Genomic DNA, 24341 nt, shown 5'->3' with positions numbered 1-24341 from the left:
CAGTGGTCAGCTTGATGTGGATTCCACCTAGCGAGAGCCTAGGGTTATCCCGGGGCGCGACGCCGCGCCGAAGCGCTTACTCGAGCGGCGGAGTCGCGCTCAAGACTTCGTCGATGGTCGTCAGGCCCTCGGCCACGCGCAGCGCACCCGCGAGCCGCAGCGGCCGCATGCCGTCGGTCACGGCCTGGCGGCGCAGCCCGGCGAGGTTAGGCTCCTTGTTGACCAGCGTTTTGAAGCCCTCGCCCACGGTGAGAAGTTCGTACAGGCCCATGCGGCCGCGGTAGCCCGTCATGCGGCAGTCGACGCAGCCGACCGGCTTGTAGGCCCGCACCGAGCCCGTGATCTGCCAGGGCTTGACGAAGTCGCCGAGCTGCTCGCGCGTGATGCTGTCGTCCGGCGCCTTGCAATGCGGGCACAGCGTGCGCACCAGGCGCTGGGCCAGCACGCCGAGCATGGTCGCATTGACGAGGTAGTTGGGCACGCCGAGCTCCATCAGCCGTGTGATCGCGCTCGGCGCATCGTTGGTGTGCAGCGTGCTGAAGACCAGGTGGCCGGTGAGCGCGGCCTGCACCGCCATCTCGGCCGTCGCGATGTCGCGAATCTCGCCCACCATGATGATGTCCGGGTCCTGCCGCATCAGCGCGCGCAGGCCCTCGGTGAAGCCGAAGTCGAGCTGCGGCTGCACCTGCGTCTGGTTGAAGGAGGGCTCGATCATTTCGATCGGATCCTCGATCGTGCTCACGTTGACCTCCTCGGTCGCGACGCGCTTGAGCGTGGAGTACAGCGTGGTGGTCTTGCCGGAGCCGGTCGGCCCCGTCACCAGGATGATGCCGTGCGGGCGCGTCACGAGCTGCTCCCAGCGCTGCGCATCGTGCTGCGCGAAGCCCAGCGCATCGAGGTCCTTGACCGCGGTGTCGGGATCGAAGATCCGCATCACCATCTTCTCGCCGAAGGCGGTGGGCAGCGTGGAGAGCCGCATCTCGATCTCTTCGCCGCGCATGTTGCGGGTCTTGATGCGGCCGTCCAGCGGCCGGCGCTTCTCGACCACGTCCATGCGGCCGAGCAGCTTGATGCGCGACACCATCGCGTTCATCACGCCCATCGGCATCTGGTAGGCCGGATGCAGCACGCCGTCGATGCGGAAGCGGATCACGCCCTGCTCGCGCCGCGGCTCCAGGTGGATGTCGCTGGCGCGCTGGTCGAAGGCGTACTGCCAGAGCCAGTCGACTACCTGCACCACGCTCTGGTCGTTGGCATCGAGCTGCTTGTTGCTCTTGCCGAGCTCGACCAGCTGCTCGAAGCTGGCGCCGCCGGCACTGCCGCCGGCCTTCTGCGCCGCGCGCACCGACTTGGCCAGCGAGAAGAACTCCGCCGTGTAGCGCTGGATGTCGACCGGGTTCGCGACCACGCGCCGCACCGCGCGGCGCGCCTGGCGCTCGACCTCCGCGATCCAGTCGGTGAGGAAGGGCTCGGCGGTGGCCACCACCACCTCGGCAGGCGTGACCTGCACCGGCAGCACCTTGTGCCGCTCCGCGTACGCCGCGCTCATGGTGTCGGCCACCTTGCCCACGTCGACCCGCAGCGGATCGATGCGCAGATAGGCCAGGCCCGCGCGGCCGGCGAGCCACTGGCTCAGCATCTCCAGGTCGAGCGGCTTGCCGTCGCTCTCGCGCGTCATCGCGACATTCGCGAGCCGAACCAGCGGATGCTGCCGGCTCTCGGCCTGCGCGCAGCGCGCCAGCGTGCGCTTGGCCTCCACCGGAGAGATCACGCCGTCCTTGGCGAGCCACTCGATCAGGTGCCGCAGGTCGAGCGGTCCTTCGTGGCGGGACAGAGCAGATGGGGTCGAGGAGGAAACAGCGCTCATGAATCAGCAATGGGTTTGAACACCCGCAGCCACTTCGGCGCAGGCAGGCCCCACCGAGTCTGGATGCTTTGGGCGCGATCGGCAAGCACGGGGCGCTTCGGCCGGCCGGGCGTGCGCTGGGCCAGCACCACCGTGTTGCCCTCGCGCGTGGGCCTGAAGGCCCAGAGCGCATCTTCGCCGAAGGCGGCGGCGATCTTCTCGAGGCTGCGCTCGTAGCTCGAGGAGCGGCCGAACAGGTTGACCGTCATGCAGCCGTCCTCGGTCAGCAGGGCGCGGCAGTCGGCATAGAAGGCTTCGCTGTCGAGCACCGGCGCGGCGGCCTCGTGGTCGTACAGGTCGACCTGCAGCACGTCCACATCGCCCTGCCACAGCGGCCGCCGGATCTCGACCGCCGCATCGGCGACGATCACGTGCAGCCTCGCGTCATCGGCCGGCAGCTTGAACCAGCCGCGGCAGGCCGCGACCACCTGCGGATTGAGCTCGACCGCCGTGGTGCGCATGCCCAGCGTCTTGCGGCAGAACTTGGTGAGGCTCGCTGCGCCCAGACCCAGCTGCATCGCATGGCGGCTGCGCACGCTCGCGGCATCGACGAAAAGCAGCCAGGCCATCATGCGCTGCACGTACTCGAGTTCGATCTCGAAGGGCGCATCCAGCTTCATCGAGCCCTGTACCCACTCGGTGCCGAGGTGCAGGTAGCGCACATCGCCCCAGTCGGAGAAATTGACTTCCGGAAGTTCGGGCGCCGCGGCTTTCCTCGCCGCCATCAGACCAGTCCGTGCTTCAGGAAGACCTCGCGCCAGGCCTCGAGCTTGCGATCGAAGGTCCACGATGCGTTCGCCGCGCTCGAGGACGGCAGCCGATAGACCGGCACGCCGAGGCCCTGGGTGTGTCGCGCATGCTTGAAGCTTTCGCCGCCGTTGTGCGCGATCGCGGCCAGCCCGGGCAGCGCAAGGCCCGCGATGTCGTTCGCCTCGCCGTTGCGGATCGCCGAATCGAGGCTGCCTTCGCGCTCGCAAGCGGCGTACACATCCCAGAGGCCGAGGCCGCGCTCGAGCAGCCAGTCACGGCGGGCGGGATAACTGTCTGCCCCCGCGGGGAGCGGGTGGTCGGGCCAAATCGCTTGCAAGATCTTCCAGAAGTGGTTTTGCGGGTGCGCATAGTACTGCCCCACGGCGAGCGAACGGCCGCCCGGGAAACTGCCGAGGACGAGAACGACGGTGCGATCCGAGACGATCGGATCGAGGCCGGTGAGCCGCAGCGGCGGCGCAGGCGATGCTTTCTTCATGCGTGCAGTAGACACAAAAAAACCCGCCGAGGCGGGTTGTTGGCGACAGCCGAGCCCAGGGACTCAGGGCTTCTTGGCGGCATCGTGCTCTGCCGTGCCGGGCACCTTCTCGCCGATCTTCTGGCCGGCGCTGCGCATGCCGTCGGCCGTCTTGTGGCCCGCGCTCGACACGGCATCGCCGGTCTTCTTCGCGACGTTCTTGGTGGCTGTACCTGCCTTCTTGACGCCGCGCTCGGTGGCGCCAACGACCTTCTTCGTCGTGCGCTTGGTGGCGTCGACGGCGTCCTTGCCGGTTTCCTTGGCCTTCTCGGTCATGGTCGGCTCCTGCGTCGCCGGCGCTGGCTGGGGTGCGGACTGGGTTTGCGCCACGGCCGACAGGCCGATGGATGCCAGGGCCAGGGCCAGCACGGCAGGCAAGGTGCGGATGGACGATTTGTTCATGGGAAAGCTCCTTTGATGAGTTGGAGTGACGAACTTGCCACTGGCCAAGAACGAACACTCGAAGCCCAAGGATGACATCCGGATCGCGCCATCGACGCGCTGGCGCGGAAGTCGGGCACTTGGCCTACGCGTGCTGCGGCATGCCGGCCGACGCATCGATCAGCGATGACAGACGCGGCAGCGCCGAAACGGCGTTTCGCGTGGTCGCCTGCGCCAGCGCATCGAGCGCGATACCGCGCAGCCCGGCCACGACTTCGGCGATGCGCGGCAGCTCGCCCGGCTCGTTGCGACCCTGCGGCTCGCCCGCCGCACGCTGCGCTTCGGTGCGGTAGAGCCAATGCGGCTGGATGTCGGGCGCATCGGTCTCCATCACGATCGACGCGAGCGGCAGCGTTGCGGCAAGACGCCGCAGCTGCAATGCGCGCTCGAAGGTCACGGCGCCGCCGAAGCCCAGCTTGAGGCCCAACTCGATGCAGGCCTGCGCCTGCTGCGCGCTGCCGTTGAACGCATGCGCGATGCCCTGCCAGGTCTGGCCGGGCGCGACCTGCCGCAGATGCTTCAAGACCTTGTCCACCGACCGGCGCACATGAATGATCACCGGCAGTCCATGTTTGCGTGCGAGTTGCAACTGAGTGTGAAAGAAGCGCTCCTGCTTGTCGGGATCCAGGCCCGGCACGAAGAAATCGAGCCCGATCTCGCCCACCGCCACCAGGTGCGGGTCGTCGCGGTGCGCGGCAAGTTCCGCGTCGAGCAGCGCCAGGTGCTCGTCCTGCGCCTCGTTGGTGCACATCGGGTGGATGCCCAGCGCGTAGGCATCGTTCTGGGCATGCGCGAGTTCGCGCACCGTTGCGAAGTTGGTGGCCGCCACCGCCGGAATCACGCACAGGGCAACGTTCCGGGCCGCCGCACGCGCCCGTATTGCGGGCATTTCGGTGCCGAATTCCGGTGCATCGAGGTGGCAGTGGGTATCGATGAAGACGGCCATCGCGCGATGATGCCCGAATGCATGCACGGCCGGAGAAAGCGTGCTACCGTGCCTCTCTCACGCGTCGATATTTTTGCCGGAGGTGCCCGATGCGCAGGCCTGCTTTCTACAGTCGCTCGCCCCGCGCGCCGCAGGATGCGGCCGAGTCTCGAACGCCCGAGGCGTCCGACGAAGCCCAGGTGGGCGCGGAAACTCAACCGGCTAAAGCCCCGGCCTCGCGCTGGCAGCCTGGACGCCGCAGCTTCGCGCTGCTGCTTGCGGTCTGCTTCGGCGCCTCGGGCTCGGCGATTGCGCTGTGGCCGCAGCAGAACATCCGCCAATACACGCAGAAGGACATCGACGCCGCCGTGCTGCGCACCCTGCAGACCGCCACCCTGCCCTCGCCGGCCGCCAAGGCAGCCGAGATCATCCGTCCCTCGGTGGTGCGGGTGGTCGGCTACGGGCCCGAAAAGAAGACGCCGGAAGCCCAGACCCAGAAGCGCGGCAACAACGTCGCCAAGGGCAAGCCGCCCGAGGCCGACGAACCGCCGGGCGAGGTGGAGCGCGGCGTCGGGACCGGCGTCGTGGTCGTCGACAAGGGCATCATCCTGACCAACCTGCACGTGGTCGCGGGCGCCGAGAAGATCAAGGTCACTTTCGCCGACGGCCTGGAGGCGCCCGCCGTGATCACCGGCGTGCAGCCCGAGAACGACCTCGCCGTGCTGCAGGCGCAAAAGCTGCCCGACGACCTGATCCCGGCCACGATGCGCTCGACCGCCGACCTGCAGTCCGGCGACCAGGTGGCCGCGGTCGGCTTTCCCTTCGGCATCGGCCCCTCGGTCTCGGCCGGCGTGGTGTCGGGCCTCAAGCGCTCTTTCCGGTCGCCCGAGGGCAAGCAGGAGCTGGGCAACCTGATCCAGTTCGACGCCGCCGCCAACCCCGGCAATTCGGGCGGACCGCTCATCAACATGAACGGCGAGGTGCTCGGCATCGTGACCGCGATCCTCAACCCGACCCAGCAGCGCACCTTCATTGGCATCGGTTTTGCAGTGCCGATCGAGAACGCGGCCTCGGCCGCCGGCTCTCCGCCTTTCTGATGGTCTTTCCGATTCCTCATCGAAAGCAGCAAGCATGAGCACAGAGAACGAACCGACCTCCGCCTCCGCGTCCACCGCCGAGCTGATGGAGCAGATCCTCTACCAGGTGAAGCGCGTCGTCGTCGGCCAGGACCGATTTCTCGAGCGCGTGATGGTCGCGGTGCTGGCGGGCGGCCACCTGCTGGTCGAAGGCGTTCCCGGGCTGGCCAAGACCCTGACCGTCAAGACGCTGGCCGATGCGGTGCGCGGCCAGTTCAAGCGCATCCAGTTCACGCCCGACCTGGTGCCGGCCGACCTGGTCGGCACGCGCATCTACAACCAGAAGACCGGCGAGTTCAGCACCTCCCTGGGGCCCGTGTTCGCCAACCTGCTGCTGGCCGACGAAATCAACCGCGCCCCGGCCAAGGTGCAGAGCGCGCTGCTCGAAGTGATGCAGGAGCGCCAGGTCACGATCGCGGGCGAGACGCACAAGGTGCCGCGTCCCTTCCTCGTGATGGCGACGCAGAACCCGATCGAGACCGAAGGCACCTACCCGCTGCCCGAGGCGCAGGTCGACCGCTTCATGATGAAGGTGCTGGTCGACTATCCGACCGACGAGGAAGAGTTCGTGATCGTCGAGCGCGTGATCGGCGCGCCGGTCGAGGCCAGCCCGGTCGCGACCACCGACCAGCTCGCGGCGCTGCAGGCAGAAGCGCGGCGCGTCTATGTCGACCCTTCGCTGATCCAGTACGCGGTCAGGCTGGTGTCGGCCACGCGCACGCCCGAGCGGCACGGCCTGAAGGACATGCGTCGCTTCATCACCTTCGGCGCCAGCCCGCGGGCCAGCATCAACCTGACCGAAGGCGCGCGCGCCCTGGCGCTCTTGCGCGGCCGCGGCTATGCGCTGCCCGAGGACATGACGGCGCTGGTGCCCGACGTGCTGCGGCATCGCGTGACGCTGTCCTACGAGGGCCTCTCCGAAGGGCTCACGCCCGACGGCCTGATCGACAAGATCATGCGGGCCGTGCCCCCGCCAGCCAAGCCGCTCGAACATGAAAAGCTGGTGGCCTAGCCGGCGCGAACGCGCCGCCAACGACGAACGACTCGCGGGCGAGGCCGCGGCGGGCTCCGCCGAGCGCCTGCTGCGCCGGCTCGAATGGACGGTGATCCGCCGGCTCGACGGCCTGCTGCAGGGCGACTACCGCACGCTGATGCGCGGCACCGGCCTCGACCTGGCCGACCTGCGCGAGTACCAGCACCACGACGACGTGCGCCACATCGACTGGAACGTCACCGCGCGCCTGCAGACGCCGCATGTGCGCGTGTTCACCGAAGACCGCGAGATGGCCGCCTGGTTCATCCTCGACCTGAGCCGTTCAGTCGACTTCGGTTCCGGCCGCAAAGCCAAGCGCGAGATCTCGGCCGGCTTCGTCGGCGTCATCGCTCGCCTGCTCACGCGGCACGGCAACCGCGTCGGTGCGCTGGTCTACGGCAACGACGTCGAGGCCGTGATCCCGCCGCGCAGCGGCCGGCGGCACGTGCTGCACCTGCTGCACGCGATGGAACGCCGCGCCGAAAAGAAGAACGCGCCGGTCCAGAAGGGCATGACCCGGCTGGCCGATCTGCTCAAGTCGGCAGCGGTGCTGATGCCGCGCCGCTCGACCGTGTTCGTGGTGTCCGATTTCCTGAGCGAGCCCGGCTGGGAGCTCCCGCTCGCTCAACTGGTGCGGCGCCACGAGGTGGTGGCGGTGCGCCTCTTCGACCCGCTCGAACTCGAGCTGCCCGACCTCGGCCTGGTGCCGCTCACCGATGCCGAGACCGGCGAGCAGCTCTGGGTCGACACGCACGACGCGAGCTTCCGCAAGCGCTTCGCCCGCGTTGCCGCAGAGCGCGAAACAACCCTGCGCGAGACGCTGGCCAAGGTCGGCGTCGACGCGCTCGAACTCTCGACCAACGACGATCTGGTGGAAGCCATCGTGCGCTTTGCCGACATGCGCAAGCGCCGCGTGCGCGCCGGGTCGTCCAACCCGAAGGCGGTGGCAGCATGAACTTCCTCTGGCCTCAATTCCTCTGGCTGTTGCTCGCGGCGCCGCTGCTGGTGCTGCTGTACTTCTGGCTCATGCGGCGCAAGAAGAAGCTGGCGCTGCGCTACGCCAGCCTCTCGATCGTGCGCGAGGCGATGGGCGTGCGCCAGAACATTCGCCGCCACATCCCGCCCTTCCTGTTCCTGCTCGCGATGATCGCGATGCTGATCGCCGCCGCGCGGCCGATGGCGGTGGTGGTGCTGCCCTCGAACCAGCAGACCATCATCCTGGCGATGGACGTGTCGGGGAGCATGCGCGCGGCCGACGTGCAGCCCAACCGCCTCGTGGCCGCGCAGGAAGCGGCCAAGAGCTTCCTGAAGGAACTGCCGCGCCACGTGAAGGTCGGCATCGTCGCCTTCGCCGGCAGCGCGAACGTCGCGCAGCTGCCGACCACCAACCGCGAAGACCTGGTCACCGCCATCGACTCCTTCCAGCTGCAGCGCGCGACGGCCACCGGCAACGCCATCGTCGTTTCGCTGGCCACCCTGTTCCCGGATGCGGGCATCGACGTCTCGAACTTCGGCCCCCAGAGCAGCCGCCAGCGCGGCGTGCCGCTCGAGCAGGCCGGCAAGGGGCCGCAGAAGGAGTTCACGCCGGTGGCGCCCGGCTCCTACACCTCGGCCGCCATCATCATGCTGACCGACGGCCAACGCACCACCGGCGTCGACCCCCTCGATGCGGCCAAGGTCGCGGCCGAGCGCGGCGTGCGCGTCTACACCGTGGGCATCGGCACGGTGGACGGCGAGACCATCGGCTTCGAAGGCTGGTCGATGCGCGTGCGCCTCGACGAGGAAACGCTCAAGGCGATCGCCAACAAGACACAGGCCGAGTACTACTACGCTGGCACCGCCACAGACCTCACCAAGGTCTACAACACGCTGAGCTCCAGGCTCACGGTCGAGAAGAAGGAAACCGAGATCTCGGCGCTGTTCGCGCTCAGCGCCGCCGTGCTGGCCCTGCTCTCCGCCGGCCTCTCGCTGCTGTGGTTCAACAGGATCCTGTAGCCCGTCGATGTTCGATCTGACGGGAAAAGTCGCGCTCGTCACCGGCGGCAACGGCGGTATCGGGCTCGGCATGGCCGAGGGCTTGGCGAAGGCCGGGGCGCGCGTGATCGTTGCGGCGCGCAATCCTCAGAAATCGGCCGCCGCGGTCGAGAAATTGAAGGCATCGGGCAGCGACAGCTTCGCGCTGGCGGCCGACGTGAGCGACGAAGCATCGGTGCAGCAAATCTTCGACCAGGTGGCCGAGCGCTGCGGCCGGCTCGACATCCTGGTCAACAACGCCGGCACCACGGTGCGCAAGCCGGCCGACCAGCTCGCGCTGGCCGAATGGCACATGGTGATGGACACCAATCTCACCAGCGCCTTCCTGTGCTGCCGCGCGGCCCATCCGCACCTCAAGGCGGCCGGCGGCGGCAAGATCATCAACATCGGTTCGATGATGTCGCTCTTCGGCGCGCCCTATGGGCCGGCCTACGGCGCGAGCAAGGGCGGCATCGTGCAGTTGAGTCGCGCGCTGGCTGCCTCCTGGGCGCCGGACAGGATCCAGGTCAATGCCGTGCTGCCGGGCTGGATCCGCACCGAGCTGACCGACGGCGCGCGTGCGCAGGTGCAGGGCCTCGAGGAGCGCGTCAATGCGCGCACACCCGCCGGGCGCTGGGGCCGGCCGGAGGACCTGGCATCGCGGTCTTCCTCGCGAGCAAGGCTTCCGACTTCGTGACGGGCGCGGCGATCCCCGTCGACGGCGGCTACTCGATCGCAGCCTGAGGCGGCGCCGCGCGCCCTCGCGCGCGGGCGGGTCATTCCATGCGAGCTGCTTCGGCGACATCGTCCGCGCAAACGGGTTCCAGTTCCGCGTCCATCCTCGCCACGGCCTGGTGCAGCAGGCCGCGCAGCCAGACCAGCCCCGGATCCTGCGTGCGGTACTTGTGCCATTGCATCGTCTGCTTCATCGCCGGCATCGGCATCGGCACCGGCAGCAGCCGCAGCGGCAGGGACCTCCGAGCCAGCCAGGCGAGCCGTGCGTGCAGCGTGGCGATGCGATCGGTGCCCACAACCAGATAGGGCACCGCGGCGAAGCTGTAGGTGGTGACTTCGATGCGCCGCACCCCGGGGTAGCGCCGCTTCAGCCATCCCGCGAGCGTGGGCTGGTCCATGCCGGAGGGCTGCATCACGACGTGGCCGGCCGCAGCGTACTGCTCCGCCGTCAGCTGGTCGGCATGCCCGAAGCGGCCGCCGCTCCAGACCACGCAGACGAACTGCTCCTCGAACAGGATGTCGAAGGGATGAGGCTCGGGCGTGCGGTATTCCAGCGGCAGGACGAGCAGATCAGCCTCGCCGCTCTCCAGCTCCCGGTGCGGCGGCCGCAGCAGCGGCAGCAGTTCGAAGCACACGGCGCGCGACTGGGCGCTGGCCAGCGCGAGCACCTGCGGCATCAGGACCATCGAGGTGTAGTCGGAGACGATCAGGCGAAAGCAGCGCTGCGATTCGGAGGGATCGAAGCCCGGCTGGGCCAGGATCGCGGAATCCACCCGCACCAGCACGTCGCGCACGGCCTCCTTCAGCGTCTCGGCGCGCGGGGTCAGCTCCAGCTTGCGGCCGACCTGCACCAGCAGCTCGTCCTCGAAATAGGCCCGCAACCGCGCCAGCGCATTGCTCGTTGCCGACTGGCTCAGGTGCAGGCGTTCTCCCGCCCTGCTGATGCTGCGCTCCGTGAGCAGCGCATCCAGGGCCACCAGCAGATTCAAGTCGAGCTTGTTGAACCGCATGCGGTGACCTCGCCCTTCGAAATCCCTGCGTGCTCCCGAGCTATTCGCGGCATCGATGCAGCGCATGGACGCAAACCATTTTACGGAGGGGTCCGACGCCCATAACCTCTGTCAAACCCTCGAATCCCCGTGCCAGGAGACAAGACCCATGGCCAGACGCCAGGAAGTTGCAGCCCATGTCCATTGAGTTGGCCTGCGAGGCCGTGGGCGACGGTCCTCCGGTGGTGATCCTGCACGGGCTCTTCGGCGCGGGGCGTAACTGGGCCCGGATCGCCCGCGCGCTCGGCGACAGTCACCGCGTCTACCTGCCCGATGCGCGCAATCACGGCGCGTCGCCCCGGGGCCAGACCATGTCGTACACCGAGATGGCGCAGGACGTCCTGGCGCTCATCGAGCGCGAGCGTTTGCAGCGGCCGCTGCTGATCGGCCACAGCATGGGCGGCAAGACCGCCATGACGCTGGCCCTCGAGCATCCGCAGGCCATCTCCGGCCTGGCGGTGGTCGACATCGCACCCGAGCGCTACAGCGACCAGTTCTCGCCCTACATGATGGCCATGCGCGGCTTCGACGCGGCCGCCGCGACCGGCCGCAACGAGGCCCGCCAGGCACTGGCGCAGGACCAGGCGGGCGACACGCCAGTGCTCGACTTCCTGATGCAGAACCTGCGGCGCCACGACGAGCGCTTCGACTGGCGCCTCAACCTGCTGGCAGTGGCCATGTGCATGCAGGAGCTGTGCGGATTTCCGCGGCGGTTCCGGCACCGGCAGTACGAAGGGCCGGCGCTGTTCCTCGCCGGGACCGAGTCGTCCTATGTGCAAGCCGAGTCGCATGACCGCATCGCACGCCTGTTTCCCCGTGCGCACCTGGAACACATCGACGACGCGGGCCATTGGGTGCATGCCGACCAGCCGGGGGCGCTGCTGCGCGCCTTGAGGCGCTGGCTGCATCGGCATGAAGCCGGCACGCCGCGCACCGCAGCTCCGCAGGCAGCGCTGGCGGTGCGCTGATCCGACTCCGACTTCAAAGAAAGCAAGCAGTCTGTTCACCATGCTCCACACCGACAACACGCCGCCCGTGCCGGCAGAGGGCAGCGCGACCCCGCGCGAGCTCGCGCAGGCCTGCCTCGACAATGCGCTCGCCCTGATCGAGTCGGTTCTCGAGGATCGCGAGGACGAGAAGGCCGCGGCCGGCGAACGCGCGGCCATCCGCGTCTGCGTCACCTCGGCGCATGTGCTGCTCGGCGCGGCCCGGCAGCTGATGGCCGAGCCGCTCCATCTGCTGGCGCCGAAGGAGCGCGCGCTGCGGCTGAAGGCGCTGATCGACGAAGCCAAGAACGGCGGCCGTGCGGCCTACCGGGCGGCGCTGATGCTGACGGGACACGAGTGATTGCAGGAGCGTGAAGAATGCCGCGCCACCATGGGTAAACCCTAGCTGGGCGGTATCGGCGGCTCGTTTCAAATAGTTATTCAACTTAACTATCGAAAAAGGGCCTCGTTCATGCAGCGTAGAAGTTTTGTCGCCTCCACGGCCGTCTTTGCCACGGGCTTGGCGCATTTGTCCTCCGCGCATGCCGAAGCCGGGGTGAGCGACAGCGAGATCCTGCTCGGCAGCAGTGCCGTGCTGAGCGGCCCACTCGGCTCGCAGATCAAGGTCGTACACAACGGCGCGGGACTGGCCTTCGATGCGGTCAACGAGCACGGCGGCGTGGGCGGACGCAAAATCAAGCTGGTGTCGCTGGACGACGAGCTGAAGCCCGAGAAGGCGGTGGAGAACTACGGCAAGCTCTTGAACGACCATCGCGTGTTCGCCTTCTTCGGCTGCGTCGGCTCGGGCACCACGGCCGCCGCGGCCAAGCTGCTGCAGCAAAGCGGCGCACCCAGCGTGGGCTGTTACGGCGTGGGCGACACGGCGCGCGAACGCGTAGCCGGCTCCGCCTACTTCGTGCGCGCGAGCAATGCGCGCGAAGCACAGGCCCTGGTCGAGCACCTGACGACCGTCGGCGTGAACAAGATGGCGATCGCCCATCTCGACAACCCGGGCGGCGCCGAAGCGGTCAAGCTCATCGAGGCCGCCATGGCCACCCACAAGCTCACGCCGACGGCAGTGGTTTCGGTGAAGGGGGACGGCTCGACCTCCGCCGCCGCCGGCAAGACATTGGCCGACAGCCAGCCGCAGGCGGTGCTGATGTACTTGGCCGGCACGGTGGCCGGCGAGGTCATCAAGGCGACCTACGGCGCCGGCAGCAAACCGATGTTCTATGGCATGTCGGTCGTCCCGGGCGAGATCACGGCCAAGGTGGTGCACCTGCAGGCGGGCGGACTGGCCATCTCGCAGGTCACGCCCTATCCCTGGGGCGAGGTGGAGACCGTCACGCGCGACTACCGACGCCTGGCGGAGCGCGCGCAGGTGCCGGTGGGCTACGGCAGCTTCGAGGGCTACCTGAATGGGCTGGTGATGATCGAGGCGCTCAAGCGCACCGGCCGCGACCTGACGCGTGCGCGCCTGCACGCGGTGCTGCGCGCTTTCAGGCTGCGGCTGGCCGGCATGGACATCGATTTCACGGCCGGCAGCAGCACGGGTTCGAAGTTCATCGAAATGGTTCGCGTCACGCCCGAAGGCCGCTTCGTGCGCTGACCCGGGCGCTAGGGCCTGTAAGGCTATTTGCGGCGTCGCGAAGGCCTGCCAGGGCGGGCCAATCAAGGCGCGCGACGCCGTGCGTGCGTCGGCACGCACAAGGGGAGCGCAACGCAGAGTGGCGCGCCCTGGCAGGCCTTCCCTGCGGGTTGCCCAGCCAAGGGGCCGTCTGCGGCGTTGCCCGCGCTTGCAAGGCGCAAGCCTTGCTGCGCACGGGCGCCTTGCATCCAGCCCCTTGGCTGGGCAACGCGATCCCCGCAAATAGCGTTAACAGGCCCTAATTCTCGACCCGGTTTCCCAGACCGCCCGCGTCAGCATCCGCCCCGCCCGCGCCCGGACCGCGGGTTCTACCTCGCCGCCGCGGAAGGCGCAGGCGCCGTTGACGAACACGCGCTCGATGCCCACGCTGGCGCTCTTCGGCCGGTCGTAGGTGGCGGTGTCGGCGATAGTGCGCGGATCGAACACCACCACGTCGGCCATCGCGCCCAGGCGCAGCAGGCCGCGGTCGGCGATGCGCAGGTTGCGCGCCGTCATGCCGGTCATCTTGTGCACCGCCTGTTCAAGCGTGAACAGCTTGCGCTCGCGCCAGTAGCGCGCGAACACGCGCGGAAAGGCGCCCCACAGGCGTGGATGCGGATGGCGGTCGTGCGGCAGGCCGTCGCTGCCGATCATGGTGCGCGGATGGGCGATCACGCGCTCCACGTCCTCTTCCTTCATCTGGAAGTAGCAGGCGCCGCCGGGCTGCAGGCGGCGGCAGGCTTCCTTCTGGCCGACGCCCCATTCGCGCGCGATGTCGGCCAGCATGCGGCCCGGCACCTCGGGATGCGGGTCGGACCAGGTCAGCAGGATGTCGATCACGCCGTCCACCAGGTCTTCGCGCAGCACGGTGGAGCCGGCCACATAGGGGTAGACGTCGAGCGCGATGTCCTGCCGCTTGGCGAGCGCGTCGACCAGCGGCAGGGTTTCGAGCGTGCGGCCCCAGTTGGCGGGGCCGGCGCACTTGTGGTGCGAGATCACGAGCGGCGCGCCGGCGCTGAACGCGGTGTCGCCGGCTTCGTGCATGGCCTCGATGATGGTTTCCATCTCGCTGCGCAGGTGCGTGGCATAGACGCCGCCGTGGCGCGCGACGATGCGCGCCAGCGCCGTCACTTCCTCGGCCGGCGCGGCGAAGGCCTGCTCGTAGAAGAGGCCCGAGGAAAGGCCGTGCGCACCGTCGAGCATGCAGGCTTCGAGCAGCTGGCCCATGCGCGCGCACTCGTCCTCGGTGGCGGCGCGGTCGAGCGCATCCATGGTCGCGAAGCGCAGCGTGGTATGGCCGATCAGCGCGGCGACGTTAAGCGCCGGCTGCGCCGCCTCGACCGCGGCGCGGTAGTCGGCCATCGTGGCATGGCGGAAGGAATCGATGCCCAGCAGCGTCAGCGGCGGCCGGGCTTGCGGCGTGCGGTAGGGCGCGAGCGAGATGCCGCAGTTGCCGGTAACCACCGTCGTGATGCCTTGCGAGATCTTCGGCAGGCACAGCGGATCGCGCAGCACGATCGCGTCATCGTGCGTGTGGACGTCGATGAAGCCGGGGGCGATCACCTTGCCGCGGCAGTCGACGGTTTCGAGATCGGCCGCGGCGATGCCTTCGGGCAAACGCTGGCGCAAGCCTTCGCCCATGGCCGCGATGCGGTCGCCGGCCAAGAGCACGTCGCCGGGCCAGCTCGGGCCGCCGGAGCCGTCGACCACCAAGCCGCCTTCGAGCAAGAAGATCGCCTGCTCAGCCATGCTTCACGCCTCCACCATCCCAGCTCTGCAGCGGATGCGTGCTGGCATCGATGCCGTGGCGCTGGAAGGCCTCGCGCGCGCGCTGCAGGCGCTGCACCGCGGGCTCGCCGCGGCGCTGCGCGACCAGCACGGTCAGGATCTCGATCACCGTCAGGTGCGTGAGGTAGGCATCGATGCCGACGTGCATCACCGCGTCGTCGGGCACCGACAGGCCCAGCAGGAAATCGGCCTTGGCGGCGAGCGCCGTGCCGGGCCGCGTGAGCGCGACCACCTTGGCGCCCTGCCCGCGCGCGATGTCGACCGAGTCGAGCAGCGAGGGCATGCCGCCCACGTGCGAGATCGCGATCACCACGCCGCCGGGACGCTGGGCCGCGCCCGCCACCTGCTGCAGGTGGTAGTCGGCCCAGGCGTTGGCCGAGAGGCCGAGGCGGAACAGCCGCGCCTGCAGGTCGTTGGCCATGAACCACGAGGTGGCCCCCGCGCCGTAGAGGTCCACATGCGGCGCCGCCGCGATGGCGGCCACGGCGCCGTCGAGCACTTGCATGTCGAGCTGGCTGCGCACGCCCGACACCGAGGCCGCGGCGCTGCGCGCGATCTTGCCGACCACCTCGTCGGCCGCGTCCTCGATGTTTACGCGCCGGTGCAGCGGCGAGCCGCCGAGCGCCAGCTCCTGCGCCAGCGCGAGCTTGAACTCGCGCAGGCCGGCGAAGCCGAGGTCGCGGCAGGTGCGCATGATGGTCGGCACCGAGCTGCGCGAGCGCTCGGCCAGCGTCTCGAAGCTTTCCTGCAGCGCACGGTCGGGGTCTTCGAGGATCAGGTCGAGGATGGCGCGCCGCGTAGCCGAGGCGCCGTCGCGGCTTTGGGCCATCTTCTGGAGCAGGGAGGATGTCATCGCGCTCGCCATCAGAAATGCATGGCCACGGCGTCGCTGATGCGCAAGTCCTCCTCGACCACCGGCATCCAGTGCCACTTGTCGAAGGTGGTGCAGGGGTGCGAGATGCCGAGGCCGACGCGCTCGCCGACCACGGGCGCCTGCGGCTCCTCGGCGTCGTCCCAGCGCAGGTAGGCGTGCTGGTCGTTGAGCGCCGTGATCTTCCAGCCCGGCGGCACCGCGGCGGGAACCAAGCTGCCGCGCGCGGCGCGTGCGATCGGCACCGGCATCGAGAGGTCGAAGGAGATGTCGCGCTTGCCCACGGCGAGAATCGCGAGCTTGGGCTCGGGGCGCGACTGCACCGTGGCCCACACTTCCATCGCGGGACGCAGGCTCTCGCCGCAATCGCATCCCAGGCGCTGGTCCACTGCGTTCAGCATGCGCTGGTAGAAGCCATGGTCGTGCGTGACGTAGCAGCCCGAGCGCAGCAGGCCGCGCACGCTGCGTCCGAGCCCCGGCTTCAGGCGGCCGGCCACCAGGTCGAAGATCGCCGAGCCGCCGGCCGAGACCAGCACCTCGTCGGTGTCGAACAGACCGTTGACGTCGCAATGGCGGGCGACCGCCTCGACGCGGTCCATCAGCGCGTTCGCATAGGCCGCATCGGGCCCGCTCTCGCCGGTGGCGCCCTGCCCTTCGTAGCACTCGATGCCGGCCAGCTTGACCGCCGCGCTCTCGTGCAGGCGGGTCGCGAGAGTGATCGCCTCCTCATGCGTGCGGCAGCCGGTGCGCGCGCCGTCGACGCCGATCTCGATCATCGCCTCGAAGGGCAGGTGCTCGGGATGACGCCCTGCCCAGTCCTCGATCAGCGCGAGCTGGGCCAGCGAGTCGACCAGGAACACGACGCGCAGGTCGATGTGCGCGTGCAGCAGCAGCTGGATGCCGGCCAGGTCTTCGTCGTTCACCACCTGGTTGGCGATCAGCGTGCGCCGCGCGCCGGCGGCCACGCCGACGGCGAGCTGAGTCACGGTCGCGAAAGTGAGGCCCCAGGCGCCGGCATCGAGCTGGCGCTGGAAGAGCTGCGGCGACATGGTGGTCTTGCCGTGCGGCGCGAGATCGATGCCCCACTGGCGCACGCGCGCCTGCATCCATTGGAGGTTATGTTCCAGCGCCTCGCGCTTGAGCACGGCCAGCGGCAGCGGCAGGTCGCCGGCCAGCACGTGCCAGCCGGCCTGGCCGATCTCGCTGCGACGCTTCGGCGGCTGGGTGCGCGGGTAGCCCTTGAAGCCGGTGTCGAGCAGCGGGTCGAGGAAGTCGTCGTGGTCGGTGGTCATTGGGAAATCAGCTCCTTGCGGATGCAGGCGGAAAAATGGCCCGGTGCGAGTTCGGAAAGCGGCGGCACGGTCTGCGCGCAAGCCTCGATGGCATGCGGGCAGCGCGTGCGGAAGACGCAGCCGGACGGTGGCGACATCGGGCTCGGGATGTCGCCCTGGAGCGCGACATGCTCATTCGGTACAAGCGGATCGGGCTTCGGGCTCGCGGCCAGCAGGGCCCGCGTGTAGGGATGCCGAGGGCGCTCGAAGAGTTCGCTGGTGGTCGCCACTTCCATCACCTTGCCGAGGTAGAGCACGACCACACGGTCGCACAGGTATTCCACCACGTCCAGGTCGTGCGAGATGAATAGCATCGTGAGCGACAGGCGCTCTCGCAGGTCGGCCAGGAGGTTGATCACCTGCGACTGGATCGACACGTCCAGCGCCGACAGCGGCTCGTCGGCGACGATGAACTCGGGCTCCACCGCGAGCGCGCGCGCCACGCCGATGCGCTGCCGCTGGCCGCCCGAGAACTCGTGCGGGAAGCGGCTGGCGTGCTCGGGGCGCAGGCCCACGGTTTCGAGCAGCTCGGCGATGCGCTTGTCGCGTGCGGCCGCGCCCTTGTGGAGTCCGTGCGTGGCCAGCGCCTCGCCGAGGATCGCGTTGATGCGCATCTTCGGATTCAGGCTCGCGTACGGGTCCTGGAAGATGATCTGCAGCTTGCTGCGCAGCTTTCGCAGCGGCCCGGAAGAAAGCTTGCCGATGTCGTCGCCGCGGTAGAGCACCTCGCCCTCGGTGCGCTCGACCAGGCGCAGCAGCGTGCGGCCGATGGTGCTCTTGCCGGATCCCGATTCGCCGACCAGTCCCAGCGTCTCGCCGGCGCGGATGGCGAAGGACACGTCGTCGACCGCGCGCACCGGGCGCTCGCCGCTGCCGAAGTATTTCTTGAGGCCGCGGACCTCGATCAATGGAGCGTTCATGCGGCCCTCGCCAAGGTGTCGATCGCCGGCACGCGGATGCAGCGCGCCTGCCGATCGGGGCGGGTCTCGACCAGCGGCGGGATGGCCTGCCGGCAGGCCGCCACCGCATGGTCGCAGCGCGGCTCGAAGGCGCAGCCCGGCGGCGGGGCCAGCGGGCTCGACACCTGGCCGCGGATCGCGAACAGGCGCTTGGGCTTGGGGCCCCCGCGCAGATGCGCCTTGCCGGGCAGGCAGGCCAGCAGCCCCTGCGTGTACGGATGTTCGGGCGATGCGAACAGCGGTCGCACCGGCGCGCTCTCGACCACGCGGCCCGCATACATCACGACCACGTCGTCGGCATGGTGCGCCACCACGCCGAGGTTGTGGGTGATGAAGAGGATGCTCATGCCGGTCTCGGCCTGCAGCCGGCGCATGAGCTCGAGGATCTGCGCCTGGATCGTGACGTCGAGCGCGGTGGTGGGCTCGTCGGCGATCAAGAGCGTCGGATCGCAGGCCATCGCCAGCGCGATCATCACGCGCTGGCGCATGCCGCCCGAGAGCTGGTGCGGGTATTCGTGCAGGCGCCGCGCCGCGGCCGGAATCTCCACCAGCTCGAGCATCCGCAGCGCATGCGCGAGCGCGGCCTTGCGGTCCAGCCCCTTGTGCAGGCGCACGCTCTCGGCGATCTGCTCGCCGATGGTGAAGACCGGGTTGAGGCTGGTCATCGGCTCCTGGAAGATCATCGCCAGTTCGTTGCCGCGCAGGCGCCGCATGTCGTGGTCGCCCAGTGTCAGCAAATCGACCGTCTTGCCTTCGCGCGTGACGAAGGCGGTGCTGCCGTCGACCTGCGCATTCGCCGTTTTCGGCAGCAGGCGCATCAGCGTGAGACTGGTGACCGATTTGCCTGAGCCCGATTCACCGACCAGTGCGGTGGTCTTGCCGGGCTGGGTCGAAAAGCTCACATCAGCCACCGAGCGGACGAGGCCGTCTTCGGTAGGAAAGCTGGTGCTCAGGTTCTTGACCTTGAGGCGGGGGGTGATTGTCATGTCAATTGCTCCGCCGCGCGATCGCGCTCGAGCTTCGGCCGTCGGGGGTGCGTGCCGAGGACACGGGGTATCCCCCTCCGCGAATGTCCCCCGGCTTCGCCTCCTCCTTTATTTCGCTGCGGGGGACACCCCATGCCCTCGGCACGAGAAACGTCGCGCCGTGCCGGCCGATGCACCACCACCGTGACGGATCACGCCGATGGCGTGCTCTGCGCAGCGAAATAAAGGAGGAGGCTTGCGGCCCTAGGCCGCGCCGGGGGACATTCGCGGAGCAGAGCACGCCGTCGGCGTGATCCCGCCCCCACCGCAGCCAAACCCCTTGATAAGGCGTGAGAGATGCGTTCACCCTATGCCGCCTTCTTGAGCTTGGGATCGAGCAAGTCGCGCACGCCGTCGCCCAGCAATTGCAACGAGAGCGCCGTGAAGATGATGGCGAGCCCAGGGAACAGCACGACCCAGAAGGCCCGGTCCGCATACTGCTGGCTGCCGGCGACCATGGTGCCCCAGGTCGGGATCTCGGGCGGCACGCCGACGCCGAGGAAGGAGAGCCCCGCCTCCGCGAGGATGGCGTAGGCGAAGATAAAGGACACCTGCACCAGGATCGGCGACATCAGGTTGGGCAGGATGTGGCGCCACAGGATGCGCGAGGTGCGCACGCCCAGGGCGCGCACGGCCTCGACGAAGAGCAGCTCGCGCACCACCAGCGTGGAAGCGCGCACCACGCGCGCCACGCGCGGCGTGTAGACCAGCACCAGCGCCAGCACCACATTGCCCAGCGAGGCGCCGAGAATGGCGACCAGCGCGATCGCGAGCAGGATGTCGGGGAAGGACATCATCGCGTCGACCACGCGCATCAGCGGCGCATCGAGCCGGCGGAAGAAGCCGGCCACCAGGCCCAGGAGGGTGCCCGCGACCACCGAGCCGAGCGCCGTCAACGCTGCGATCGCGAGCGAATAGCGCGCGCCGTGGACGATGCGCGAGTACATGTCGCGGCCCAGTTCGTCGGTGCCCATCAGGTGCTGGGCGCTCGGCGGCTTGAGGCGGTCGAGCACGGCCGTGTCGTTCGGGTCGGCCGAGGCGAACCACGGCGCGCCGAGCGCGAGCACCGCGATCACCAGCAGCACCAGGGCCGAGACCATCACGATGCGGCGGTGCATCAGCTGGCGGAGCATTCTTGGCATTTGCATGATTCAGATCTTCACGCGGGGATCGACGACGGCGTACAGCAGGTCGATCGAGAAATTGATGAGCACGTAGATCGCCGCGATCACGAGCAGCGCTCCCTGGATCACCGGATAGTCGCGCCTGAGCACCGCGTTCACCACCAGGTTGCCGACGCCGGGCAGGCCGAACACCGTTTCCGTCACGACCGCACCGCCGATCATCAGCGCGATGGTGAGCCCCAGCACGGTGACGATCGGCACCAGCGCATTGCGCAACGCATGCTTGAGCACCACTGTGCTTTCCGCCAGGCCCTTGGAACGCGCGGTGCGCACATAGTCCTCGCCCAGCACGTCGAGCATCGAGGCGCGCGTGAAGCGGATGATCAGCGCCGAGTTCAAGAGCCCCAGCACCGTGGCCGGCAGGATCAGCGCATGCAGGCGCTCGGCCAGCGGCGCGCCGGGCGCGCCATAGCCCGACACCGGAAACCAGCCGAGCGAGACCGCGAACAGCTGGATCAGCACGATGCCGAGCCAGAAGCTCGGGATGCTGGCGCCCAGCATCGCGATGCCGGTGAACACCTGGTCGACCACGCGCCCGCGGAACACCGCCGAGACGATGCCGCAAGGCAGCCCGATCAGCGCCGCGATCCCGACCGCCATCAGCGCCAGCAGCGCGGTCGGCTCCGCGCGCTCCATGAGCGCCTGCGTGACCGGACGCTGCAGGAAGATCGACTGGCCCAGATTGCCCTGCAGCACTTCGCGCAGCCAGTAGCCGAACTGCACCGGCAGCGGCTTGTCGAGGCCGTATTCCTTCTGCACGCGTGCGATGTCGGCGGCGGTGGCCTGGTCGCCCAGCAGCACCGAGACCGGGTCGCCCGAGGCCGCGCGCGTAAGGATGAAGACCAGCACCGCCACGATGGCGAGCACGACCAGCATGCCCGCGAGGCGGGACGAGAGATAGCGGACCATGGCGAAGGAAGCGGCAGGTGCTTACTTGATGCGCGTATTCCAGAAATACGGCCAGGTCGCCGGCTGGTAGTTGTCCAACGCCGGGCTCTTCGCCGACAGCCCGTTGAACTTGCCGACGTTCACGTACGGCACCTCGTCGTAGACCACCTGCTGCACCTTGCCCCACAGCGCGCCGCGCTTGGCCGGATCGCTCTCGACATTGAAAGCGGACAGCGCGGCCTTCTTGGCCGGCGAATCCCACCAGCCCGGCGCGCCGTCGCCGAGCTGCGGCGGCGAGAGCATGGGCTCGGGGAACTGGCCCGAATGCGTGACGTAGATGTCCCACAGCTTCGGGTCGTTGCGGCGCTGCACCAGCGTGGCCCAGTCGACCACGTTGAGCTCGACCTTGAAGCCGGCGCGCTTGAGCTGCTCGGCCATCAGGAGCGCCATGTTGTAGTGGAAGTCGTACTGGCGGCTGGTCAGCACGCGGATCGGCTCTCCCTTGTAGCCGGCCTTGGCCGCCGCCTCCTTGGCCTTGGGCGCATTGCGCTGGTTGTAGAGATCGGTGCCGCCGGTGGCGTAGAAAGGCGAGCCCTTGGGGAAGTGGTTGCCTTCGGCGACGAAGAAGCGCGTGTCGCCGAAGCCGGCCGCGAGCATCTCGCCCTCGCCGAGCGCGACCTGGATCGCCTGGCGCACAGGCTGGCTGGCGGCCACGCCTTCCTTGGTGTTGAACACCAGGTAGGGGAAGCCGAAGGACGGCGTCATGATCGGCAGCGTCTTCCCGCTGGCCTTCTCGAGGCGCGGCAGGGCTTCCACCGGCAGCAGGTCGGCATAGTCGTACTGGCCGGCCAGCGCGCCCTCGACGCGCGTGTTCGCATTGGGCACCGGCACGAAGCGCAGCTCCTCGATGGCCGCCTCGCGCTTGCCGCCGTAGCCGCTCGCGGGCTCCTTGCGGGCGCTGTACTTGTCGAAGCGCGTGAGCAGCACGTACTGGTCGGGCCGGCGCTCCTTGAACTTGTAGGGGCCGGTGCCGACGAATTCCTTCAGCGGCTGCGCGATCGAGTCCTTGGCCATGATCGCGGCCATGCCGCTCGGCAGCGCCAACTGGGCGAGCAGCGGCGCATACGGCGCCTTGAGCACCAGCTCGACGCCGAGCGGGCCCTTCGCCTTGAGGCTCTCGAGCTCCTTGCCCACCGCCTTGCCGCGCGGCGACTGCTCGATCCAGCGCTGCAGGCTCGCCACCACGTCTTCGGCGTTGAGCTCGCGGCCGTTGTGCAGCATCACGCCCCTGCGCAGGGTGATGGCGTAGGTCTTGCCGTCGGCCGAGATCTTCGGCATGGCTTCGGCCAGCATCGGCACCACGTTCCACTTGGCATCGAAGGTGTAGAGCGGCTCGTAGACGTGCTGCATGATTGTGCCGACCAAGTCGGCGGTGGAGGCCATCGGGTCCAGCGTCTGTGGCTCGGCCACCATGGCCAGGGTCGCGAAATTGCGCGGGCCCTGGGCCTGGGCCGGCGCCACGGCGCACAGCAAGCTGACGAGGAACGCGCCGAGCAGGCTGCGCTTCGAGAGGGCGGGCATGGGCATCTGGAATTCCTTCGTGGGTCGAATGGGGTGTGAAATATATTTTCTATTCGGCCGGACTTTGAAGCATCAAACGTGCCAAATCACGGGTGTTAACCCTAGGTTTTTAGATTTTTACTGAAATAGAATTTCAAACCACCCCTCAACCCAGGAGCCTTTCATGCCACTCGAATACCTCGGTACATCCCCCAAGGCCTCGGACAACCAGGTCCGCCCGTTCTCCCCCGCCGTGCGCGCGGGCGATTTCATCTACGTGTCGGGGCAGGTGCCTGCCGATGCGAACGGCGAGATCGTGGTCGGCGGCATCGAGGCGCAGACCCGGCAGGTCATGGAGAACCTCAAGTCGGTGCTCGCGCTGGCCGGCGCCACATTCGACGACGTCTGCAAGACCACGGTATGGCTGCAGGACGCGCGCGACTTCGGTGCCTTCAACCGCGTCTACATGGGCTACTTCGGGGCCGGCCGTCCCGCGCGCTCGACCACCGAGGCGCGGTTGATGGTCGACGCCAAGGTCGAGATCGACGTCGTGGCCTACAAGCCGAAAGCCTGATGCCGATGCGCCCGAGCCGACGCGACGCCCTGTTGTGGGCTCTCGGTCTGACGACCTTGCCCGCGGCGCGGGCGGCCAGGGCCAGGCCCGGCCCCGCGCCTGCGGAAACCTGGCCGCGCGCATCGCAAGTGCCGGGCGGCGTCGCCCGCCTTTCGCTGGGACCGGCTGCTGCGCGGCCGGTCGCGCTCACTGACGGCGATGTCCCGTTGCTGGTGCTCGGAGACGCCATCGAATGGTCGGCGCTGGTCGGCATTCCGCTCGCCGCGGCGCCGGGCGAGGCGGCGATCAGGATCGTCGCGGGCCAAGGCGCCAATGCACGCGAACTGCGCTACACCATCGCGCCCAAGGCCTACCGCGAGCAGCGGCTGAAGGTCGCTCCCCGCACGGTCGACCTCTCGGCCGAAGACATGGCGCGCTACGAACGCGAGCGAACGCACCAGCAAAAGGTGGCGGCCACCTTCAGCCAGCCGCTGCCGCCCGGCGAGCTGCGAATGAAGGTGCCGGTGCCGGGTCGACGCTCGAGTTCCTTCGGCTTGCGGCGTGTCTTCAACGGTGAGAAGCGCAATCCGCACAGCGGCATGGACATCGCGGCCGCCACCGGCGTGCCCGTCGGGGCGCCGCTGCCGGGCCGCGTGATCGACACCGGCGACTACTTCTTCAACGGCGGCACGGTTTGGCTGGACCATGGCGGCGGCTTGCTCACGATGTATTGCCACCTGAGCGCCGTCGACGTGAAGCCGGGGGAGTTGGTGAAGACCGGCGAGCGCCTCGGCGCCGTCGGCGCCACCGGCCGCGCGACGGGCCCGCACCTGCATTGGTCGGTGATGCTCAACCGGGCGATGGTGGATCCGGCGCTCTTCATCGCCGCCTAGGGACTTGCAACAGGCCCCAGTCCGCTGAATCATTGAAATGGGCGGTGAGGGACGCCCGAGACGGGATGCGATGCAAGGCGCAAAGCGCAGCGATACCCGTAGGTATCGCGAGCATTTGCAACGCCGCAGCGCGCCCGTCTCGGGTGGACAGCG

The 24341-nt window shown here is 68.7% G+C and carries 24 protein-coding genes; 10 read left to right on the top strand and 14 right to left on the bottom strand.

Annotated features, from left to right (window positions below; translation table 11 throughout):
* Window positions 1–76: 76 nt before the first annotated feature.
* The 5 genes from EJI01_RS23795 to EJI01_RS23775 form a co-directional block, all read right to left on the bottom strand.
* Complete coding sequence (locus tag EJI01_RS23795; protein WP_126839607.1) at window positions 77–1867, bottom strand: GspE/PulE family protein; 1791 nt, start codon at window positions 1865–1867, stop codon at window positions 77–79.
* A complete protein-coding gene (locus EJI01_RS23790) occupies window positions 1864–2631 on the bottom strand; it encodes a spermidine synthase (protein WP_126839606.1) in 768 nt (255 codons plus the stop codon). Before EJI01_RS23790 ends, EJI01_RS23795 begins: the two co-directional genes overlap by 4 nt.
* On the bottom strand, window positions 2631–3152 hold the full coding sequence (locus EJI01_RS23785) for a DNA-deoxyinosine glycosylase (RefSeq protein WP_126839605.1): 522 nt from the start codon (window positions 3150–3152) through the stop codon (window positions 2631–2633). The genes EJI01_RS23790 and EJI01_RS23785 overlap by 1 nt, the downstream gene beginning before the upstream one ends.
* A gap of 63 nt (window positions 3153–3215) precedes the next feature.
* A complete protein-coding gene (locus tag EJI01_RS23780; RefSeq protein ID WP_126839604.1) occupies window positions 3216–3593 on the bottom strand; it encodes a hypothetical protein in 378 nt (125 codons plus the stop codon).
* A 124-nt stretch (window positions 3594–3717) separates the two neighbouring features.
* On the bottom strand, window positions 3718–4578 hold the full coding sequence (locus EJI01_RS23775) for a TatD family hydrolase (protein WP_126839603.1): 861 nt from the start codon (window positions 4576–4578) through the stop codon (window positions 3718–3720).
* 89 nt (window positions 4579–4667) lie between these two features.
* Here EJI01_RS23775 and EJI01_RS23770 point away from each other — a divergent pair, with 89 nt between their 5' ends.
* The 5 genes from EJI01_RS23770 to EJI01_RS23750 are packed head-to-tail and all read left to right on the top strand — an operon-like array spanning window position 4668 to window position 9436.
* On the top strand, window positions 4668–5654 hold the full coding sequence (locus tag EJI01_RS23770) for a S1C family serine protease (protein ID WP_126839602.1): 987 nt from the start codon (window positions 4668–4670) through the stop codon (window positions 5652–5654).
* 34 nt (window positions 5655–5688) lie between these two features.
* Window positions 5689–6705, top strand: coding sequence for an AAA family ATPase (locus EJI01_RS23765; protein WP_126839601.1), 1017 nt, complete (start codon window positions 5689–5691; stop codon window positions 6703–6705).
* Window positions 6686–7681, top strand: a complete 996-nt coding sequence (locus EJI01_RS23760; RefSeq protein WP_126839600.1) for a DUF58 domain-containing protein — start codon at window positions 6686–6688, stop codon at window positions 7679–7681. The genes EJI01_RS23765 and EJI01_RS23760 overlap by 20 nt, the downstream gene beginning before the upstream one ends.
* On the top strand, window positions 7678–8721 hold the full coding sequence (locus tag EJI01_RS23755) for a VWA domain-containing protein (protein WP_126839599.1): 1044 nt from the start codon (window positions 7678–7680) through the stop codon (window positions 8719–8721). Before EJI01_RS23760 ends, EJI01_RS23755 begins: the two co-directional genes overlap by 4 nt.
* A 7-nt stretch (window positions 8722–8728) precedes the next feature.
* The gene (locus EJI01_RS23750; protein WP_260602635.1) at window positions 8729–9436 is read left to right on the top strand and encodes an SDR family NAD(P)-dependent oxidoreductase; all 708 of its coding nucleotides are present in this window, start codon (window positions 8729–8731) and stop codon (window positions 9434–9436) included.
* Window positions 9437–9515: 79 nt separating this feature from the next.
* Here EJI01_RS23750 and EJI01_RS23745 read toward each other — a convergent pair whose 3' ends face one another.
* Window positions 9516–10484, bottom strand: a complete 969-nt coding sequence (locus EJI01_RS23745) for a LysR family transcriptional regulator (protein ID WP_126839598.1) — start codon at window positions 10482–10484, stop codon at window positions 9516–9518.
* A 176-nt stretch (window positions 10485–10660) separates the two neighbouring features.
* Here EJI01_RS23745 and EJI01_RS23740 point away from each other — a divergent pair, with 176 nt between their 5' ends.
* The 3 genes from EJI01_RS23740 (at window position 10661) to EJI01_RS23730 (ending at window position 13118) form a co-directional block, all read left to right on the top strand.
* Entirely contained in the window at window positions 10661–11491 is an 831-nt protein-coding gene (locus tag EJI01_RS23740) for an alpha/beta fold hydrolase (protein ID WP_126839597.1), read from the top strand.
* Between the two features lie 40 nt (window positions 11492–11531).
* Window positions 11532–11870 carry a hypothetical protein gene (locus EJI01_RS23735; RefSeq protein ID WP_126839596.1) on the top strand — a complete coding sequence of 113 codons (339 nt, stop codon included), beginning with the start codon at window positions 11532–11534 and terminating at the stop codon, window positions 11868–11870.
* A 111-nt stretch (window positions 11871–11981) separates the two neighbouring features.
* Window positions 11982–13118, top strand: a complete 1137-nt coding sequence (locus tag EJI01_RS23730) for an ABC transporter substrate-binding protein (protein WP_126839595.1) — start codon at window positions 11982–11984, stop codon at window positions 13116–13118.
* Between the two features lie 267 nt (window positions 13119–13385).
* On the opposite strand, the gene EJI01_RS23725 is transcribed toward EJI01_RS23730, so the two are convergent.
* The 8 genes from EJI01_RS23725 to EJI01_RS23690 all read right to left on the bottom strand — a co-directional run bounded on the left by EJI01_RS23725 (window position 13386) and on the right by EJI01_RS23690 (window position 22769).
* Window positions 13386–14885, bottom strand: a complete 1500-nt coding sequence (locus EJI01_RS23725; RefSeq protein WP_126839594.1) for an N-acyl-D-amino-acid deacylase family protein — start codon at window positions 14883–14885, stop codon at window positions 13386–13388.
* On the bottom strand, window positions 14878–15777 hold the full coding sequence (locus EJI01_RS23720; protein WP_126839593.1) for a MurR/RpiR family transcriptional regulator: 900 nt from the start codon (window positions 15775–15777) through the stop codon (window positions 14878–14880). The genes EJI01_RS23725 and EJI01_RS23720 overlap by 8 nt, the downstream gene beginning before the upstream one ends.
* An 11-nt stretch (window positions 15778–15788) precedes the next feature.
* Window positions 15789–17087, bottom strand: coding sequence for an amino acid deaminase (locus EJI01_RS23715; protein WP_126839592.1), 1299 nt, complete (start codon window positions 17085–17087; stop codon window positions 15789–15791).
* Window positions 17084–18046 (bottom strand): ABC transporter ATP-binding protein, encoded by a 963-nt coding sequence (locus EJI01_RS23710; protein WP_126839591.1) that lies wholly within the window; start codon window positions 18044–18046, stop codon window positions 17084–17086. Before EJI01_RS23710 ends, EJI01_RS23715 begins: the two co-directional genes overlap by 4 nt.
* Complete coding sequence (locus EJI01_RS23705) at window positions 18043–19071, bottom strand: ABC transporter ATP-binding protein (protein ID WP_126839590.1); 1029 nt, start codon at window positions 19069–19071, stop codon at window positions 18043–18045. Before EJI01_RS23705 ends, EJI01_RS23710 begins: the two co-directional genes overlap by 4 nt.
* A gap of 347 nt (window positions 19072–19418) precedes the next feature.
* Window positions 19419–20258, bottom strand: coding sequence for an ABC transporter permease (locus EJI01_RS23700; protein ID WP_126839589.1), 840 nt, complete (start codon window positions 20256–20258; stop codon window positions 19419–19421).
* Window positions 20259–20261: 3 nt separating this feature from the next.
* Window positions 20262–21203, bottom strand: coding sequence for an ABC transporter permease (locus tag EJI01_RS23695; protein ID WP_126839588.1), 942 nt, complete (start codon window positions 21201–21203; stop codon window positions 20262–20264).
* A 21-nt stretch (window positions 21204–21224) separates the two neighbouring features.
* Window positions 21225–22769: an ABC transporter substrate-binding protein gene (locus EJI01_RS23690; protein ID WP_126839587.1), complete on the bottom strand. Its 1545-nt coding sequence runs from the start codon at window positions 22767–22769 to the stop codon at window positions 21225–21227.
* Between the two features lie 157 nt (window positions 22770–22926).
* Here EJI01_RS23690 and EJI01_RS23685 point away from each other — a divergent pair, with 157 nt between their 5' ends.
* Entirely contained in the window at window positions 22927–23316 is a 390-nt protein-coding gene (locus EJI01_RS23685; protein ID WP_126839586.1) for a RidA family protein, read from the top strand.
* Window positions 23316–24188, top strand: a complete 873-nt coding sequence (locus tag EJI01_RS23680) for a peptidoglycan DD-metalloendopeptidase family protein (RefSeq protein ID WP_409513978.1) — start codon at window positions 23316–23318, stop codon at window positions 24186–24188. Before EJI01_RS23685 ends, EJI01_RS23680 begins: the two co-directional genes overlap by 1 nt.
* Window positions 24189–24341 lie beyond the last annotated feature (153 nt).

This window comes from Variovorax sp. MHTC-1 (assembly GCF_003984645.1).
In the GTDB taxonomy this organism is placed as follows: domain Bacteria; phylum Pseudomonadota; class Gammaproteobacteria; order Burkholderiales; family Burkholderiaceae_C; genus Variovorax.
Note: the sequence above shows the minus strand (reverse complement) of the source record. Positions and strands in the feature narration are given on the sequence as shown.

What these genes read in the sequence shown, in the direction of transcription:
- EJI01_RS23760 (WP_126839600.1), top strand. Translation starts at nt 6,686, where the DNA reads ATGAAAAGCTGGTGGCCTAGCCGGCGCGAACGCGCCGCCAACGACGAA.
- EJI01_RS23690 (WP_126839587.1), bottom strand. Translation starts at nt 22,769, where the DNA reads ATGCCCATGCCCGCCCTCTCGAAGCGCAGCCTGCTCGGCGCGTTCCTC.
- EJI01_RS23680 (WP_409513978.1), top strand. Translation starts at nt 23,316, where the DNA reads ATGCCGATGCGCCCGAGCCGACGCGACGCCCTGTTGTGGGCTCTCGGT.
- EJI01_RS23695 (WP_126839588.1), bottom strand. Translation starts at nt 21,203, where the DNA reads ATGGTCCGCTATCTCTCGTCCCGCCTCGCGGGCATGCTGGTCGTGCTC.
- EJI01_RS23710 (WP_126839591.1), bottom strand. Translation starts at nt 18,046, where the DNA reads ATGAACGCTCCATTGATCGAGGTCCGCGGCCTCAAGAAATACTTCGGC.
- EJI01_RS23735 (WP_126839596.1), top strand. Translation starts at nt 11,532, where the DNA reads ATGCTCCACACCGACAACACGCCGCCCGTGCCGGCAGAGGGCAGCGCG.
- EJI01_RS23730 (WP_126839595.1), top strand. Translation starts at nt 11,982, where the DNA reads ATGCAGCGTAGAAGTTTTGTCGCCTCCACGGCCGTCTTTGCCACGGGC.
- EJI01_RS23775 (WP_126839603.1), bottom strand. Translation starts at nt 4,578, where the DNA reads ATGGCCGTCTTCATCGATACCCACTGCCACCTCGATGCACCGGAATTC.
- EJI01_RS23725 (WP_126839594.1), bottom strand. Translation starts at nt 14,885, where the DNA reads ATGGCTGAGCAGGCGATCTTCTTGCTCGAAGGCGGCTTGGTGGTCGAC.
- EJI01_RS23720 (WP_126839593.1), bottom strand. Translation starts at nt 15,777, where the DNA reads ATGACATCCTCCCTGCTCCAGAAGATGGCCCAAAGCCGCGACGGCGCC.
- EJI01_RS23785 (WP_126839605.1), bottom strand. Translation starts at nt 3,152, where the DNA reads ATGAAGAAAGCATCGCCTGCGCCGCCGCTGCGGCTCACCGGCCTCGAT.
- EJI01_RS23715 (WP_126839592.1), bottom strand. Translation starts at nt 17,087, where the DNA reads ATGACCACCGACCACGACGACTTCCTCGACCCGCTGCTCGACACCGGC.
- EJI01_RS23685 (WP_126839586.1), top strand. Translation starts at nt 22,927, where the DNA reads ATGCCACTCGAATACCTCGGTACATCCCCCAAGGCCTCGGACAACCAG.
- EJI01_RS23795 (WP_126839607.1), bottom strand. Translation starts at nt 1,867, where the DNA reads ATGAGCGCTGTTTCCTCCTCGACCCCATCTGCTCTGTCCCGCCACGAA.
- EJI01_RS23700 (WP_126839589.1), bottom strand. Translation starts at nt 20,258, where the DNA reads ATGCAAATGCCAAGAATGCTCCGCCAGCTGATGCACCGCCGCATCGTG.
- EJI01_RS23770 (WP_126839602.1), top strand. Translation starts at nt 4,668, where the DNA reads ATGCGCAGGCCTGCTTTCTACAGTCGCTCGCCCCGCGCGCCGCAGGAT.
- EJI01_RS23705 (WP_126839590.1), bottom strand. Translation starts at nt 19,071, where the DNA reads ATGACAATCACCCCCCGCCTCAAGGTCAAGAACCTGAGCACCAGCTTT.
- EJI01_RS23765 (WP_126839601.1), top strand. Translation starts at nt 5,689, where the DNA reads ATGAGCACAGAGAACGAACCGACCTCCGCCTCCGCGTCCACCGCCGAG.
- EJI01_RS23780 (WP_126839604.1), bottom strand. Translation starts at nt 3,593, where the DNA reads ATGAACAAATCGTCCATCCGCACCTTGCCTGCCGTGCTGGCCCTGGCC.
- EJI01_RS23750 (WP_260602635.1), top strand. Translation starts at nt 8,729, where the DNA reads ATGTTCGATCTGACGGGAAAAGTCGCGCTCGTCACCGGCGGCAACGGC.
- EJI01_RS23790 (WP_126839606.1), bottom strand. Translation starts at nt 2,631, where the DNA reads ATGGCGGCGAGGAAAGCCGCGGCGCCCGAACTTCCGGAAGTCAATTTC.
- EJI01_RS23740 (WP_126839597.1), top strand. Translation starts at nt 10,661, where the DNA reads ATGTCCATTGAGTTGGCCTGCGAGGCCGTGGGCGACGGTCCTCCGGTG.
- EJI01_RS23745 (WP_126839598.1), bottom strand. Translation starts at nt 10,484, where the DNA reads ATGCGGTTCAACAAGCTCGACTTGAATCTGCTGGTGGCCCTGGATGCG.
- EJI01_RS23755 (WP_126839599.1), top strand. Translation starts at nt 7,678, where the DNA reads ATGAACTTCCTCTGGCCTCAATTCCTCTGGCTGTTGCTCGCGGCGCCG.